This window comes from Lentibacillus sediminis, from assembly GCF_002763455.1.
Lineage (GTDB): Bacteria > Bacillota > Bacilli > Bacillales > Amphibacillaceae > Lentibacillus_D > Lentibacillus_D sediminis_A.
Genome location: NZ_NIXK01000001.1, coordinates 384996 through 402468, shown reverse-complemented (window position 1 = coordinate 402468; position 17473 = coordinate 384996). Strand labels below are relative to the sequence as shown.

General features: G+C 41.9%; 15 protein-coding genes. 2 read left to right on the top strand and 13 right to left on the bottom strand.

The window, feature by feature from the left end; all coding sequences use genetic code 11:
• Positions 1–14: 14 nt before the first annotated feature.
• Positions 15–452, top strand: coding sequence for a PTS mannitol transporter subunit IIA (locus CEG13_RS01870; protein WP_100010062.1), 438 nt, complete (start codon positions 15–17; stop codon positions 450–452).
• The gene (locus CEG13_RS01865; protein WP_100010061.1) at positions 453–1607 is read left to right on the top strand and encodes a mannitol-1-phosphate 5-dehydrogenase; all 1155 of its coding nucleotides are present in this window, start codon (positions 453–455) and stop codon (positions 1605–1607) included.
• Positions 1608–1982: 375 nt separating this feature from the next.
• On the opposite strand, the gene CEG13_RS01860 is transcribed toward CEG13_RS01865, so the two are convergent.
• From CEG13_RS01860 to CEG13_RS01800, 13 genes are all read right to left on the bottom strand, one after another.
• Positions 1983–3143, bottom strand: coding sequence for an ROK family transcriptional regulator (locus CEG13_RS01860; RefSeq protein ID WP_100010060.1), 1161 nt, complete (start codon positions 3141–3143; stop codon positions 1983–1985).
• An 86-nt stretch (positions 3144–3229) separates the two neighbouring features.
• Positions 3230–4387, bottom strand: coding sequence for a M20 family metallopeptidase (locus tag CEG13_RS01855; RefSeq protein WP_192869505.1), 1158 nt, complete (start codon positions 4385–4387; stop codon positions 3230–3232).
• A gap of 55 nt (positions 4388–4442) precedes the next feature.
• Entirely contained in the window at positions 4443–5618 is a 1176-nt protein-coding gene (locus tag CEG13_RS01850; protein ID WP_100010059.1) for a M20 family metallopeptidase, read from the bottom strand.
• Between the two features lie 97 nt (positions 5619–5715).
• Entirely contained in the window at positions 5716–6783 is a 1068-nt protein-coding gene (locus tag CEG13_RS01845; protein WP_100010058.1) for a dihydrodipicolinate synthase family protein, read from the bottom strand.
• Between the two features lie 2 nt (positions 6784–6785).
• On the bottom strand, positions 6786–7802 hold the full coding sequence (locus tag CEG13_RS01840; RefSeq protein WP_100010057.1) for an NAD-dependent epimerase/dehydratase family protein: 1017 nt from the start codon (positions 7800–7802) through the stop codon (positions 6786–6788).
• A 246-nt stretch (positions 7803–8048) separates the two neighbouring features.
• Positions 8049–8933 (bottom strand): Gfo/Idh/MocA family oxidoreductase, encoded by an 885-nt coding sequence (locus CEG13_RS01835; protein WP_100010056.1) that lies wholly within the window; start codon positions 8931–8933, stop codon positions 8049–8051.
• 81 nt (positions 8934–9014) lie between these two features.
• Positions 9015–10196: an aspartate aminotransferase family protein gene (locus CEG13_RS01830; RefSeq protein ID WP_239984562.1), complete on the bottom strand. Its 1182-nt coding sequence runs from the start codon at positions 10194–10196 to the stop codon at positions 9015–9017.
• 52 nt (positions 10197–10248) lie between these two features.
• Positions 10249–10902, bottom strand: a complete 654-nt coding sequence (locus CEG13_RS01825) for a YesL family protein (protein ID WP_100010054.1) — start codon at positions 10900–10902, stop codon at positions 10249–10251.
• A 36-nt stretch (positions 10903–10938) separates the two neighbouring features.
• The gene (locus CEG13_RS01820) at positions 10939–12816 is read right to left on the bottom strand and encodes a beta-N-acetylhexosaminidase (RefSeq protein WP_100010053.1); all 1878 of its coding nucleotides are present in this window, start codon (positions 12814–12816) and stop codon (positions 10939–10941) included.
• Positions 12806–13909 carry a Gfo/Idh/MocA family protein gene (locus CEG13_RS01815; RefSeq protein WP_100010052.1) on the bottom strand — a complete coding sequence of 368 codons (1104 nt, stop codon included), beginning with the start codon at positions 13907–13909 and terminating at the stop codon, positions 12806–12808. Before CEG13_RS01815 ends, CEG13_RS01820 begins: the two co-directional genes overlap by 11 nt.
• A 106-nt stretch (positions 13910–14015) precedes the next feature.
• Positions 14016–15623 (bottom strand): extracellular solute-binding protein, encoded by a 1608-nt coding sequence (locus CEG13_RS01810; protein WP_100010051.1) that lies wholly within the window; start codon positions 15621–15623, stop codon positions 14016–14018.
• 64 nt (positions 15624–15687) lie between these two features.
• Entirely contained in the window at positions 15688–16557 is an 870-nt protein-coding gene (locus tag CEG13_RS01805) for a carbohydrate ABC transporter permease (RefSeq protein ID WP_100010050.1), read from the bottom strand.
• A 33-nt stretch (positions 16558–16590) separates the two neighbouring features.
• Positions 16591–17397, bottom strand: coding sequence for an ABC transporter permease (locus CEG13_RS01800; RefSeq protein ID WP_100010549.1), 807 nt, complete (start codon positions 17395–17397; stop codon positions 16591–16593).
• Positions 17398–17473: the final 76 nt, after the last annotated feature.

Sequence of the window (17473 nt, the reverse complement as noted above, 5' to 3'; positions counted from 1 at the left end):
GGAGTGCTGAAACCATGGCAAAAGAAGTATTGAGCAGAGATAATATTCAGTTGAATGCAGTGTTGAACACACAGGAGGAAGCCATTCGCCAGGCGGGCGGAATTCTGGTTGATAATGGCTATGTTGAACCGAGTTATGTGGATAAAATGCTGGAGCGGGAAGAAGTGACTTCCACCTATATGGGAAATTACGTTGCCATTCCCCACGGTACCGAGGATGCCAAAACAGCCGTGCTGGAAACCGGAATCTCGGTCGTCACGGTACCGGATGGCGTAGAATTCGGTGATGCCAATACCGTCAAAGTGCTGATCGGCATCGCAGGAAAAGGCGATGAGCATCTGGAAATTCTCTCAAAAATCGCCCTCGTCTGTTCGGAGGAAGAAAATATTTCCAGGATCGTCGAAGCAGAATCCAAGGAAGAAATTATCCGTCTTTTTGATGAGGTGAACTAAATGCTGGCAGTACATTTTGGTGCAGGCAATATTGGCCGTGGCTTCATTGCTGCACTGCTGCATGAAGCCGGCTATCAGACCATTTTTGTCGATGTAAACGAGGAGATCATCAAGAAGCTGAATGAAAAACAGAGCTACCAAGTGGTTTTAGCGGCAGAAAACAGCGAAACACTTACCGTGGAAAATGTGCAGGGAATCAACAGCCTGGAACATCCGGAAAAGGCAGTGGAGGCATTGACCCAGGCAGATCTCGTCACCACCGCCGTAGGTCCCAATGTGCTTGGGGTGATTTCCGAGTTAATTGCCAAGGGTTTGCGCGAGCGTTTGAAGGCAAGCAAGCAGCCGCTAAATTTGATCGCCTGTGAAAACATGATCGGCGGAAGTTCCCTCTTGAAGGAAAAGGTATTTGAGCATCTGACGGAGGAAGAAAGGTCTGTTTTTTCAGATATTTTTGGCTTTCCGAACGCTGCGGTAGATCGGATTGTTCCGAATCAGGACAATGAAGATGTGTTGACAGTGGCGGTCGAACCTTATTACGAGTGGGTAGTCGAATCTTCAGGGATTAAAGGGGAGCGGCCAGCTATCGATGGGATCACGTTCGTCGACGATTTGACCCCATACATCGAACGCAAATTATTTACCGTCAACACCGGGCATGCCGCCGCAGCCTACATGGGCCGCTGGTTTGGACATGAGACCATCACTGACGCGATGCGCGATGAAAAGGTGATGGACACGATCCAGGGGGCATTGGCTGAGTCCGGTGAAGCACTGATTCAAACCTATCAATTTGACCGGGAAGCGCATCAAGCTTACATCCAGAAAATCACCGACCGCTTTCAAAATCCGTATATTTCGGATGAAGTAACCCGAGTCGGAAGAGGCCCCATCCGCAAGCTTGGTGCCCGTGACCGCCTGATCCGCCCGGCAAGCCTTTATATGGAAAAAACCGGGAAGCAGCCCGTTTACCTGGCAAAAGTCATCGCCGCCGTAATGGAATACAAGCACGAAGCCGACCCGGAGGCTGTGGAGCTGCAGCAAATGATCCGTGAACATGGCTATGCCGAAGCACTTAAAACTGTTTCTCAGTTGGATGCGGGTAATCCGCTGATTGATACGGTGCTGAAGGAATTGGAGGAAATGAAAAAAGACTGAACACAGAGTGTTCAGCCTTTTTTCATGGAGTCGTGTCACTTGATTAACGAACAACAGTTCGCAAGTAAGGGATAGAGCTCAATCAGCTAAAGATCTAAAGGAAATCTACGTTTGCTGGTTTATGATCAACAAAGTAAAAAAACCGTGTATGTTGATAAAGGAAAACTGGGGACTGAGGCAGGGGAAAAGTTTATCCGTATTTGAATTCGAGTTAAACAGCAGGGTTTCATTGATGAATAAGGGGAAGCATACAAATTTCAATCGTACGCTTCCCTAAATTTCTGTAAAAAAATTGGCAAATTATCATAAAATGGATGATAGCAGATGCCAATTTCCACTCAGAAAGATGAGTAACTGCGCTTTTAGCCGTATTCTTTATCTCGGATCAAATAATCCGATTAGCACTAACGCTACTGCACCAAGAACTGTCGCATCATCCCCCAATTTGGAAATGACTACATTTGTCTTTTTAGCTTTTTCTGTCAAACCTCTTTCATTGATGGTTTTTTGGATTGGATTTAAAATAAATTTTTCTGATTTCGAGACACCACCACCCAATATGATCAGCTCAGGATTTATAATATGAACGACATTCGTGAGGCCCACTCCTAAAATAACTCCAGTTTCTTGTAATAAATTAATACATTTTTGATCGTTTTGAACAGCTAAATCAAACACTTCTTGACTGGATAAAATGCTTTTATCCGGTATTAATTTATTTGCTCGTTTAACAATCGATGGAGCTGAGGCAAATGATTCCAAACATCCTTGATTTCCACATTCACAGCGTTCCCCATTCATATCAATTGTCATATGTCCCACTTCGCCACCTAAATCGGTTGCTCCATGATATAATTTTCCATCTACGACAATGCCAGCTCCAACCCCGGATCCTAAATTAACAGCCATCATACTGGAAACATTTCCGTATTGGCCAAACCATGATTCTCCCAAAGCCATCGCCCGAGCATCATTTTCAACAGTAACAACCAATCCAAATTCACGCTCAAGCTCGTGTTTAATTGGAATATCCCTTAATTGCAGAATCGGGGCAATTAAAGAGATGCCTGTTTCGATATCAACAACTCCGTGCATTGCCATACCAATTCCCAGTATCTTTTCACGGTTGTTTGCTTTTTTTATAATTTTATGTATACTATCTTTTAATAAGGTAAGAAATGAATCATTCATCAATGGGAATTCAATTGAAACAACTACTCTGTCCTTTATACAACCTGATAAATTACTAAGTATACATTCGATTGTTTTAGGACCTGCGTCAACGCCAATCACATAAAATCCATCTTCATTAACCAGGAGCATGGTAGGTTTACGCCCAACTTTTGATTTACCTAGCTTACTTTCCTTAACTAATCCCTGATCAATCAATTCACGTACAATACTGCTGACTGTAGGTGGGGTAAGCAATGTTTCTTTGGCAATTTGCGCACGGGAAACAGGTTCACTTGTTCGTATTTTATTTAGTATAATTGATTTATTAACTGATTTCATTAATTGAAATGTACCACGTTCCATATTCCATCCTCTTTCATAAACATTTTCACAAAAGCAGCAATCTGGTTATCAAACATCCGCTACTTTGGTTTTTGTCCCACAAAAGGTTACTGCCACACTACCTCCTGATGGGATAATTCTTCTATCAAATAAGCGACCAGTGCACTCCTTTTTGGCATTTCATCAATGATTAAATGTTCATGTAAAGCATGGGCACCACCTCCGACTGCGCCTAAACCATCGATTGTGGGAGATAGAGAAGAAGTAAAATTACCATCACTTCCTCCTCCAGTTGCCTGACTTTGCAAATCAACATGTAATTTTTCCTTAGCAATGGATTGGGCCATTTTAAATATGCGGCGGGTATGTTCGTTTTCCTCCATGGGCGGCCGGGTTAGACCTCCCGTAACTTCTATGGAAACTCCCTGCATATATGGTTTAAGTCCTGATATTAAGGCGGCAATCCGGTCAGCTTCTTCCTGACTCTTCACCCTGAAACCAACAGTTGCGTCTGCCCGGTCGGGAACCACATTCGTTTTGGTCCCTCCTTTTACTATGCCTACATTGATTGTTGTACCGGACTGATGGTTATTCAGACTATTCAAGTATAACATCTGACGAGAAAGTTCTATAATGGCATTCTTTCCTTTTTCGGGTTCACTACCGGCATGGGAGGAAACTCCTCTTACATCGATATTAAACTTTCCGCCTCCTTTTCGGGATGTTTTGAGCGCCCCCCTGCTCGAAATGTATGGCTCCAGAACAAGAACACACTTGCTTTTCCTTGCCTCTTCTTCAATAAGTTCTCTGGATGTGCGGCTTCCGATCTCTTCATCTGAATTCAATAAAAAAACCACTTTGCACCCCACATCTTTTCTTAATTCTTCCAGCGCATGCAGGGCATATATACCCTGGATAAGCCCTCCCTTCATATCATAAACACCCGGTCCAAAAGCTTTGCCGTCTTCTATTTTGAATGGAATTCGCTGCAGATCCCCTTTTCTCCACACCGTATCAACATGTCCCAGTACTAAAATTTGATCTGAACCTTTTCCCCATGTCACACGAAGATGATTACCACGGGTCTGATTAGGAATACATTCACTCTTCCCGCTCGTGAGGTTAGAAAAGAGCAAAGCCATTTTATCAGCCATCTGATCATTGCATTCTTTATCCATAGAAGGAGATTCTATTTCAACGATTTCTTTTAACAGGGAAACCATATCATCTTGTTTATCTTTCAGAAAATCCAATACATCTGTCATCTAATCCATCCCTTAAATCATTTCTGTATTCTGGATCGGATCTCCAGCCCTTGCACTATTCTGCTTGATTTTGTTTGTTAAATTCATCTTTCATTTTGCTCAGCAGATTTGAATCTTTTAAAATATCGTACCCGCTATAAGCCAGTACCTTCGCACCCAAAATTAAAGCTTTCATCCCTTCATTGCTTCCGGCGGCATCACGAAATTCAGCTGTATGGTGGGAATAAGGGGAATTTGGTATTTTAATATAAGGATGTATAGCAGGAACTTTATGACTGACATTCCCCATGTCAGTAGAGCCACCGCCCCCCTTTTTTTCTCTAATCTCCGTTTCCTTCACATCAAATAGCAGCAAATTATCGGTGTATACTTGTGATAATGTTTGGTTCGTTATTAAATCCATGAATCTTGATTCGTAATTTGATATGTTTAATTTACAACCGGTAGCCAATGCAGCTGCTTCTGCACAGTTCTTTACTTTCTCAACAAGAGCACCCAAGGTATCTATACTTTTTGTGCGCACATAAAATTTCGCTTGTGTGTGATCCGGAGTCACATTTGGAACGTCACCGCCCCTTGTTATAATTCCGTGAATTTTCGAATCATTAGTTGTATGCTGTCTTAAAGCATTTATGTTGTTAAAAGTAAGAATTGCAGCATCCAGGGCATTAATTCCTTCCTCAGGCTTTGATGCTGCATGAGCATTCTTTCCGGAAAAGTCAAACTGTAAAGCTTCCAATGTGTTTGATGTCCCACTTCTCAAATGACTTTGAGAAGGGTGTACCATCATTGCCGCATCGACATCATCAAAATAACCATGTTCCGCAATGATTGCTTTTCCTCCAGTTGTTTCTTCTGCGGGAGTGCCCATAACAACAATTTTACCCCCAAATTCATCTGCTGCATCTTTTAATGCTATTCCTGCAGCCAAACTCATTACTCCTATTAAGTTATGTCCACACGCATGCCCGATTGGCAATGCATCATATTCACTCAGGTACGCCAGTGTCGGTCCTGGCTTATTCGAAGTATATACAGCGCTAAAAGCGGTTTCCAATCCAGCTATTCCTCTTTCAACTTCAAATCCGCTTTCTGCCAATTCATCAGATAACCATTCACTGGCTTTAAATTCCTGATGACCCAACTCGGGATTTCCCCAAATTTTCTTGCTGAGTTTGATAAACCTCTCTTTATTCCCCTCAATAAAAGTTGATATATTTTCCTTTTCCATATAAAAAGACACTCCTCTGTTGTTTCCACCTTTCTGCCTTTATTGTTGTAACCCGGTTTTTATCCTTCAAAAAAATTTTGCAATTGCATTAGCTGTCTCAGGATAACCACTTACTTATACGTTCATTTACAAAATCATCGTCATGCAAATGCGGGTAATCTTTATACACGCGATCAATTTCTTCCATTTGACCCTGGGATAATTCCTCGTCCGGGTCAAGGCACCAACATCCTTCCAAAAGTCCCTGGCGGCGGAGTACTTCATGTATACCGGCAATGCAACCTCTGAATTGATGCTTAGCGTCAAAAAAAGCAGCATTCGCATCCGTTACTTCGACATTCCTGCTTAGCAGCTCTGCCGGTATTCGTCCCTTGTCTTTCCGGGCTTGTTTTATCTCTTCCAGAAGTTCGACCGCGCTTTTCGTCCAAACCGACCAATGTCCGAGCAGACCTCCTGCAATACCTTTGCTGATTATTTTTCCATTAACATTAATGTTGTATGTGGTAAGCAAATCAGCAATAATATTGTCATCATTTCCGGTGTAGAGGACAATATCATCCCGACGGCTTGAGTGACAAACTGCCCTTACTACATCCAACGTTTGATAACGGTTGAAAGGCGCTATCTTAATCGCAATGACACCGGGGATTTCGGCAAATTCCTCCCAAAATTCATAGCTTAATACTCTTCCGCCTACAGATGGCTGCAAATAGAAGCCAAAAACAGGAATAATGCTTGCTATTTCCCGTACTCTGTCAATTAGTTCTTTCTCCGACCAATCCTGCAATCCGCCCATGCTGACGAGTCCCAGATCGTAACCAAGATCCGTTGCCAGTTTTGCTTCGGTAACAGCCTGTTCCGTCGGCCCGCATATCCCGGCTACTTTTATAAAGGGCCGGGAAAGCTTTGCCTTTTCAACCTCTTCTGCTGCAATACGCAATACGGGTTCAAGTAAATCAATATCCTTATCCCGAATTTCAAACTGCGTTGTATGAACGCCGACAGCAACCCCACCCGCACCGGCATCCATATAATAACGTGTCAGCGCTCGTTGACGGCGCTCATCCAGCTGACGGGATTCATTTAACGCCAGAGGGTGAGCCGGAATAACCGTACCTTCATGTAATAATTCTTTTATATCGGGATTTAACATGTTATTTTGCATGGTTAAAATGCCCCTTTTCTCTCTTGGAAGTGAGTTGCTTTATTTAAGGTCGGTCTATCACCTTGAACCCAACCGGCCGTCCAGTCTATCATCTCCCGTAAACTGACATTCGGATAACCAAATAAACGATGAGACTGCGAAGCATTATTCAAGAGTGCAGTATCTTGCTCTTCATTTTCAAATATTGGCTTGACTTCAAACAACTCTCCAAAGCGTTCGGCTAACCAACGTGTTGATATCGTTTCGGGACCGGTAACATTTAAAACCCGCGGAGGATTTTCACAAATAGCCAACGAACGGATGGCCATTTCATTTGCATCTCCCTGCCAAATCACGTTGACATGCCCCATTTGTAAGTCAATCGGCTTTTGCTCCTTAACTGCCTTGGCAATTTCCAGCAAAACCCCGTAGCGCATATCAATTGCATAATTTAACCTGAACTGAACCAACGGTATATCATACTGCCTGGAGAAATGTTCAAATACACGTTCACGTCCCAGACAAGATTGAGCATATTCTCCGATCGGTCCCGGGGGATGTTCCTCTGATGTACCGGCAAGGGAAACAGGGGTCAGCGGATAAACATTTCCCGATGAAAAAGAGACGATCCGGGAGTTTTGAAATTTACTTGCGACCCTGCCAGGCAAGTAGGAATTCATTGCCCAAGTAAAATATTCTCTTCCAGTTGTTCCAAATTTGTTTCCTGCCATATAAATTACATTTTTTACATCAGGCAATTGCTGCAGTTGCTCATCGTGAAGCAAGTCAGCGGCAATTGTTTCTATTCCATGGTTTTCCAGGTCTTCCCGTGCTTCTTGAGATGAGAAACGAGATACACCAATGACCTTTTTATTTACACCAGACTGGTCAATCGCGTTCTTTGCAAGTTTTGCCAAACTCGGTCCCATTTTCCCTCCAACACCCAAAATAATAATATCTCCATCTAACTTGGAAATGTCTTTTATTAATTGTCGGGAAGGGTCAGCTAATTTTTTTTCTAATTCTTCGATGGTTTTCATAAGTATCTCCCTCGCACATATAGATTTCTAACTGTTAGCATCCGAAAGCAGTCTTCAAGGACCGCCAGCAATTATTTGCCCGTTATATATGTTCCTTTATCTTATCGTGATCAGGTCAGTTTTTTGTTCACTTGTCACAACCTCTCCCTTCTCTCTCTGCGTTCCTGAATATGTTTTTGCTTAAATATCTGTTCTATTTGGTTTCCTTTGCAGCAGCACACTTTTCATTATTCATCCAATCTTTTGCTACCGATAAGCTTTTGCAAAACGCATCCCGTCATAACCGGGCTCATCCAGAGGAATGTCCTTCAAAAATATCCTGCGACCATCCTTTTGCCATGAACGTCTTGCTGCAATGGCTGCCAGTTCGATTTCAATGAGCGATTGAAGAGGAACCGGGGCTTGTGTTTCACCAGCTAAATAAGGTAATACTGTCTCCAGCATAGGCCGGTACAATTGATTGTTATCTACTTGAAAATGGGAAACATCATTTTCAGTCACCACGGTTGCGTAAAAAGGCAAATACCCTTTCGTTGCACCAACACTAATCAGCCCTTTTCGTCCGTCTTCCCAGGCGATTTCGATTTGTTGCTGCATACTGGATCCCAAATAGCGCACACTCTCCATTCCGGAGCCCAATAGTCCGTGCATGAGTGAGTAGGCATGGATGCCGTAATTAAATTCATCCGTTGAGCATCCTGCCATCGCGAATACGAATTCTGAAAAGGGATCATGCTCATTCAGCCAATTGCTGACCTCGTTACAATAGCGTAAAGCCGACCCGCCCGTTATACGCATCCCCTGACTCTCCCATTCCAGTAATTGCTCCAAATCTCTTCTATTGCCCGCCATAGGTTTATCAATAAATAAAGCCTTTTCAGCATGGACAAACGGACGCGCTCTTTCCAAATGCAAATCCCAGTTAACACTGTGGATCATCGCCATATCAACAACTTCAGCCATTTCATCCAGCGATTCAAATACCCTGTCTATACTATTTTCAGATGCAAAATGTTCAGCATAACCAGGAGGATAAACCGTTCCTCCATCATATACACCAATTACTTCATGCCCCAAAGAACGCAATATCGGCAGCCATGCTTTCGGATGAGACGTATCCAGGTCAACCATTCCTATTCAAAGGCTTTTCAAATTCAGTTCTCCTTTCTGAAAAAACAGATAAATTCGGGGATTTAATCGTCATATCGCCTCTCAAGCACTTAACGCTTTACAGGCCTGCTCCAGTCGCTGCAACGCCTCTTCAACATCTCGATCTTTATGGCTGAAATTGACATATGAAACATCATACAATGATATTCCGTTGTTATAAGCAGCTCTGAAAAACTGATTCTTAATCTCCTTATCCGCGCCAGATTTTACGGTAAAAGCGATACAGGGCCAAAACCCTTTCATTTCAATCGGAATGTCGTACGTTGTAAAAAGCTCATTCATACCGCTCCACATCTTTTCTCCTTGCCTCCATAAGTGATTAACTACACCTTTGTTACGGTAAGTCAGCAAAGTGGCTTTGGCAGCAGCCAAAGACAATGTCTCACCCGCAAAGGTAGAAGAAATGGTGACTCCTCCTTTTTCACATGCAGCCATCACCTCTTTCTTGCCTGCATATACCGAAACAGGCATGCCGTTTGCCATTCCTTTACCAAAAACGGAGAGATCAGGTTTAACATTGAAATACTGTTGGACCCCGCCCAATGCGATACGGAAACCGGTAACAATTTCATCAAAAATCAATAAGCTGTTATGTTTTCGCGTTAGCTCACGCAGAGCAGGATAAAAAGCTTTGCCCGAGTCCATATCAGCGTAATCAGCAGAAATAACAACTGCTGCTATTTGATCGTGATATTGTACAAAAAGCTGCTCCAATCCGGAAATGTCATTCCAAATAGCAGTATGATGCAGGGCACTTATTGAGGACGGGACACCGGGAATTGATGACATGGCCGTTTGCCCGGGAAGTGTTTGTCCTCCTGATGCCAAACCGTTTAACCATCCATTGTATCCGATTTGAATAATATGCTCTTTTCCCGTATAATGACGGGCCATGCGAATACAGGCAGCAATCGCTTCACCGCCGGTCTTTAGGAAACGCGCCTGTTCGGCTCCCGGAACCACCTCACAAAGCATTTCCGCAACTTCACATTCCAATGGATGCGGATGGCCGTACAAAATTCCGCTCGAAAGCTGGTCTTGAATCGCAGCATCCACATCAGGAAATTGGTATCCGAGAGTGATGGGACCAAGCCCATTGCGAAAATCGATAAACTCCCTTCCATCAGCGTCCCGAACACGGCACCCTTTGCCTTTTACGATGACGCCTGGTTCTTCAGGCAGAAGCCTAGGAGCTTTTGAACAGGTGCCGGATCCCCAGGGCATAATCTTATTTAACCTGTCTGTCCATACTTGGGAATTTAACGTATCCAATGTCTCATCCTCCTGTATTACTCAGGTTCTTCTGGTTGTTCTGGTTTTTTTGTTCAACTTTTTTAATGAAATTCAGAATGATCCACGACCATACGAAACTAAACGTGCTAACTCCAAAAAAAAGGATTAACCCCGGAATGGATACCATGATAAGATATATAAGATAAGTAGATACAAGTAATAAAACGGTCTGTAAAGGGGCTATAATGCTCATCATAATAGGATATTTAAGATACTGTGAAAAAGGGAAATCAAAATGAACGTACACAGGAAAAAAGTACATTAACATGACTAAAAAAAATATAGATAAAATAATTAATCCCACTCTTACCACTAAAAAAAGCAAGTTATCACCAGAAGGGAATATTTGTAAATCTATATATAATATCGAGCCGATTACTACGAGTACAAGTCCCAGAAGATTCACCTTTTTAAATTCAGATTTATAATATTTCCAAAAGGTCTTAAATACGGGAAATTCTTGCTCTCCCATCACCCATTTTCTGATAATAGCGAACATTGCCGTGGTAGCCGGAAAGAAACCAAAAATAACCAGACCCACCATGGTGAAAACAATCCATAATATATTTACATACGCCAGACGCATCAACCAATCACTTACACTATAAAAAGTTCTGGCCCAACCTGTTAATTGCATAAAAATCCCCCATATACACCAATATTTGAATTAGAATTAAAACACATTAGGAGATACAATGTTTTGATATTTTTTCCAAAACCCTGTTCCAAGACCTTCCGGTGTACGATCTAACGGCAAACGTTCTTCTTCCAATTCTTCGATAGATACGATTGAACCATATACATAATCCAATACCCTTTTCCTTGTTGTTTCCATACGGCTGGTCATCCCGCCATAGCGAAGATCCAGTACTTCCCAGCCAAATGGTTTGTATGTTTTGAACCAATGTTCCCGCTGTTCTTCACGCAAGAGGTTGATTCTTCTTATGATCTCTGGAATCTCCTCTTCAGCTATTTGCTTTAATTGGCCAACATCTTTTTGAAGGTAGACCTTGCGCAGCCTGATTCCTAAATCGCTCTTCAAATTTAATACAGCACATAATTTCCAAACGACCCGGAAGTCATAGGCTTTGCCTTCATAGCGATTAACATAATCAGCAAATCTGCTCTCCAGTTCTTTATAATGTTCAGCAAGATGCAGATCCTCTATATCCTTATCGAACAATCCCAATAAAGGATCTTGCCATAAAACATATTTGGATACATTTGCCGGCCACCTATTCTCCTGATTAATTTTTGGTGTTCCATCCAGCAACGTTAAATCCATAAAAGCATGAAACGAAATTCCTGTACAAAATTCGACTCGCTTCTTCAGTTTCTCTTCATTTAAATGTTCACTATACGCATGTTCAGCGAAAAGCTGCAGTCCCAGCAAAGCGGAAAAATGCGTATTCTCCGCTCCGTCATCCTGCCATATTGCAGCAAATACTTCCTGTACCCCTTCTTTCTTACACGCACCTAATGCAGCGTTAGCATCCTCGAAGGTTCTTTCATAAAAAGTACCAAAGGTTCCCCATGTTTGAATACCACCTGCAAAAACAGGCATCCGACCAAATGCCTTATGCTTGTTTATAAAAGTACGAAAGAAATCTTCATCTCGGTTATAATAATCCCAATAAACAAAATCTACGTCAGCAGGCATGTTGTTGATAACTTTTTCGGGAATATCCGCTTCCGGGTCCGTGTATTTATTTGTCTTTGAACCCATACGAAAGAACATGTCACTCCAAATCATCGGGTTTAAATCATGTTTTTCGGTGATTTCCAACACTCTCTTAATATGGTCTATAAAAATCTCAAAGCGATCACGATAACCGTTTTGCAGCAAGTTGCGGCCTAGTCCCATTCCCCAGGCTTCGTCCATACCAATATGAATCCGGTTACTTCTGAACGGATCCGATACAGCCTGAACCATTTTTTCGATGAATGCATACGTTTTTTCTTCACCTGCAAGCAGTACGTCTTCGTCTTCACGAACATCGTGATAAGCCGGCCATTTCAATACCATTTTCATGTGGCCGAGTGTTTGGATACACGGGATAAGTTCAATGCCAAACTGAAAAGCATAATCATCCAGTTTTTTTAGTTCTTCATGACTATACCTTCCACGCATATGACCGAAATACGGTTCATTCTCTACCGTGTAAGTATCCTCGGTATAAAGCATGACCATATTAAACCCCATCAGTGCCACTTTATGCATAAACTCTTGTACAGCAGGTACGGTCATCACTGCATTTCTGGAACAGTCGATCATCGTACCCACTGTTCTGAACTGCGGTTTTTCCGAAATATGAAATTGCTCTTTCTCCTGATAAGCCTCTGCAAATAGACCTAAAGCTCTGTAAAAGTGATTTTTTTGATCATACTTTATTAAGCCATGTCCATCCGTTAAGGAAACTTCAAGCTTCCCTGATGTTTTTTCTATCTTCAAGGGGAGACCTTCATCAGATTGTTGAAAACCCATTTCCTGACTTAATATATCTATGCCTTCTATTAATCTTTCCAGCTCACCCTCAAACTTAAGTTTCATGTAATGTATTCTCCTTTTTATTCCTTCTCATTTCTTCACTTGAGTATAATGGATTTTGCCGGAAACATTCTTCTATTACTGCAGCTTGCTGACGGATTTGTATTGGTGTGACTTGTAATGGCTTCCTATCTGCTAAACTATGATAGAAATCAATGTAATAACTCGAAAACATCATTTCCCACATGTTCCCTTTCAAAAACCAGCTGTCCTCATACCACATTAATTTCTCTTTACCATAAACCGGTATACCATCGCTATTTTCCAATGGCTCCTCAACAAGCTTCTGTTCCGGGGCTTCTTCAGGCCTGTAGTACTTCCAGTTTAATTGTTTCTCAGTCCCCGAAATTCCTCCATGAGTACCTTGGACATGGTAATTCCACCCAGGATAAGCAGAAGTGGAGGAAATTTCAATATCAAGCAGCGGGCGTTCCACTTCGGATAACATGATTTTTACATAATCCTCTGCATCACCAAACGAATTTGTGCGATCCATGAAACACGTTACTTCAGGTACCGTATCCGTATTGAAGAACTGCAAAGCCTGATCCAGCTGATGAGTACCCGTATTCAACAGATTTCCTCCATGATTTGCTTTTAGTGTTTGCCAGTCCCACCTTCTGGAAAATTTGTTGTGATTAATACTAATTTTAACGATTCTTCCTAGTACGCCGGAATCAATGATCTTTCTCATATGTACATACGCCGGAGCATATCGTGAATTTTGAAAAACAGCTAATGTCTTTCCTTTTTCTGCTGCAGTTTCGATCAGTATATCGACATCTGACACGTTACGAGCCAAGGGCTTTTCACATAAAACATGAAACCCTTTTTCAAGAAATTCACGCGTCAGCTTTACATGCATATGGCTTGGTGTAGCATTCACAATAAGATCAATGTCTTTCCTCTTGAATAAATCGCGATAATCCGCATATGAATCACAGCCAAACTCTTCTTCTGCCCTTTTGCGTCTTTCTGCCGACGTATCCGTAACCGCAGCAATATGAAACATCTCCGGCAACTTGGATAAAGTCAAAGCATGTATATTCCGTCCACTTCGTCCCTGACCTACTATTCCTACCTTTAGTTGACTCATGCTGCATCACCCTGATTTTTTTATTTTGATTAAAGGAGCCGCAGTCATATGAAGCTAAACATAAACCAAACCACGACTCCAGCACACTTATATGAATCTGTTGAACTTAACGTCTAACCCAAGGTTCAAAATCACCTAATTCTTCAAAGCCCTCATTGTAATCCTCTACAATTTCGGATCCGCCTCTTTCCAACCATTCCTGCACGACTTGATCCCACTCAGATATTGGTCTTTCACCGACAATCATCTTGACGTGCTCATCAATAATAAACTGCCGCAGATCTTCACCCATCTCGATATTTGCTTCTGACTCAATCAAATGGGTCCTCCTGCTGTAAGCATCCTGTTCAGCATGCATTTCTTCTTTCTTCCTTACAGCTTCTCTTAATATATCAGTCTCAAAATTCCTCCAGTTTTCCGTTACTGTCCCCGGAGGAACATAACCTGAAGCATCAGGTAAATAAGCTGAAGGGGCCAGACCCTGTTCCGCAGCATTTTGTTTTGTCACGACTTCACCGTCTACATAGTCATAACCTTCACCTTCTAACCCATGAAACCAATCATAATCTTCATTGTCCGGATTACGTTCATCTCTTGGGTAATACTTCCTGCCAAAATCAATCAACTCCAGAATGCGTTCAACTTTTCCGGGTTCATCAGATAATTCAGCTGACAGTGTCGTAATACTATTATAACCTCTATTCATTTTCCAGCCTGCGTTACCTTCTGGATCTTCAAATGCCGGAACAGGGGCCAATTCAGCATCAGGATCTACCTCTACCAGAGTTTTTGCAAAATCATCATAGCCGGTCCATATCCCTAATACCCAAATGCCTGCTTCACCGGAGTAAAAAGAATTATTCGCCTGATCCGTCGTCATGACATGGAAATCCGGACTCAGTGCTCCTTCCTGGTAAAGATCATGGAATAATTGAACAATCTCTTTCCATCCTTCTCCAAGACGTTGAGGAAGTACGTTTCCATTTTCGTCCGTCGTTGTACCATAATATACTTCCGGATCCCAGTAAGGTCCCTGTGCATGGAATGGAAAGATGTTATTAGCCAATACTGTTGTAATGAGACCAAACGTATCGTCCTCACCGTTTTGGTCCGGGTCCTCTTTAGCAAATGCAATGGCTACATCTCTCAACTCTTCGTAACTCGTCGGCATTTCCAATCCTAAGTTATCCAGCCAGTCCTGACGAATGACCATGGAATCAGGAAATGGAGAAATGTAATTAGGAATACCGTAAATTTGACCGTCTACAGATACACTATCCCAAAAAGTTTCAGGAACTGCTTGCAATGATGGATAGTCATCGATGTAATCATTTAAAGGCAAAAAGGCACCCTGCGAAGCAAACGTTTTATATTTAGTGTCCCCACCAGTAAACCCTACTACATCAGGTATATCTCCGGATGCGAATGTTGTGGTAAGTTTCTCATCATAACCGTCTTTTAATGCTTTTTCAGGTTGGTAATCAACATTAAACCTTTCATTAATCATCTCTAAACCAGGTCCATCTGCTGCTACACCTTGTACTGAAAAATCTAAGGCTGTAATGGTATATGTCTCATCGGAAGTGTCCTCTTGTTCATTTCCATTGTCTTCATTTTCAGTCTGTTCCTCTGACCCTGCCTCATCCGTGCAAGCAGTTAAAGCAACCACCAGCAGGACAAGTGCCAGTAAATACATGAGTTTTTTTAACCCCATCTTCCAATCCCCCTCTAAATTAAGTTTGATCACTATTCCTTTTCAACCCGCCCGTCAAAAATTGTTATCCTTTTACCGCTCCAAGCATCACCCCCTTAGCAAAATGCTTTTGGAGAAACGGGTAGACAATCAGAATTGGCACAGTCGCCACAATAACTGCTGCCATCTGTATCGTCTCCGGAGGCGGCGCAACATCCGTAACTAACTGACCTGTTGTAATATCCATATCCTGAGTAATGACCATCTGCCTCAAGACAACCTGAATCGGCCATTTTGCCGGGTCTGAAATATAGAGCATTCCATGAAAATAGTTATTCCAATGGTTGACCGCATAAAATAGTCCGATTGCCGCCAATGCAGGTTTTGATAATGGCAGTATAATTCTTCCGAAAATCTGTAATTCATTTGCGCCATCCACAAAAGCAGACTCAATGAGTTCATTAGGAATATTCAAAAAGAACTGCCGCATGACGATTAAATTGAATGGAGCGATTGCTATAGGGATAATCAGTGACCAAACCGTATCCAACAAACCGGTTGCGTCTACAACAAGGTAAGTTGGAATCATCCCTGCCTGAAAAATCAGCGAAAAAACAACCATAAAAAGTATTGGTCTTTGTCCAGGTGCATTGCGCGTAAGACCATATGCCATCGTAGCAGTAAAAGCCAAATTGACAATTGTGCCGACAATAGTGACAAATATGCTTACAAATATCGATCGTATAAATTGCTCACTGGCAAAGATATACTGATAGGCATCCGTCACCCAATTTTCCGGCCATATGATGAAGTCTTTCGTTATAAAATCCTGCATTGAAGAAAATGAAACTGAAAAAACATAAAGCAACGGAAATAGCATAATAAAAGCAATGATTGCCAGCAGTATGATATTACCAGCGTCAAATATTTTTTCTGACAGTGTTCGATTTTTCATTCTTGTACCACCCTCTCTCGTTAGTATTTGTGTTTAATAGAGACCCTGTTCTCCAAAACGCTTTGCTAGCCGGTTGGCAGCTACAACCAATATAAGGCCAACTAATCCTTTAAAAAGGCCGACTGCCGTTGCAAAGCTGTAATCTGCTTGCTCAATCCCTTTAAAGTAAACAAATGTGTCCAATACGTTCCCAATATCTCTATTTAAAGGGTTTAGCATTAGAAATATGTGTTCGAATCCTGATTCCATAACATTTCCAAGTCGCAAAATCAATAAAATTATAATTGTGCTGCGTATAGCAGGCAATGTAATATGCCATATTCTTCTCCACCTGCTTGCTCCATCAATCATTGCTGCTTCATAAAGATTGGGGTTGACACCTGCCATGGCAGCCAGGAAAATGATCGTACCCCATCCACTCTCTTTCCAAATATTTTGCAGGGTGATAAGCGGTCTGAACCACTCATCACTTGTTAAAAATGGAATTGCTTCAAATCCAAAAGATGTTATAACATCATTAATTATCCCTTCACCACGAAGGAAAATGACCGTTAACCCTACGATAATTACCCAGGATAAAAAGTGAGGTAAATAAACGATAGATTGAATCGTGCGTTTGTATATTTGATTTCTCACTTCATTCAGCATCAAAGCCAATACAATTGAAAAAGGAAAAGAAATAAAGATCTGCAAGAACGAAAGAACTAATGTGTTCCATATGACTCGCAGTACCTCTTGACTCTCAAAAATTGTAGCGAAATGCTCAAATCCAACCCACGGGCTGCCTGTATATCCCTGAAATGGATTATAATCCTGGAAAGCGATAATCAATCCGCCCATAGGTAGATACTTGTAGACTAAAAAAAATAACAATCCCGGTAATAAAAGAAGATAAATGTACCGGTATGACCAAAAC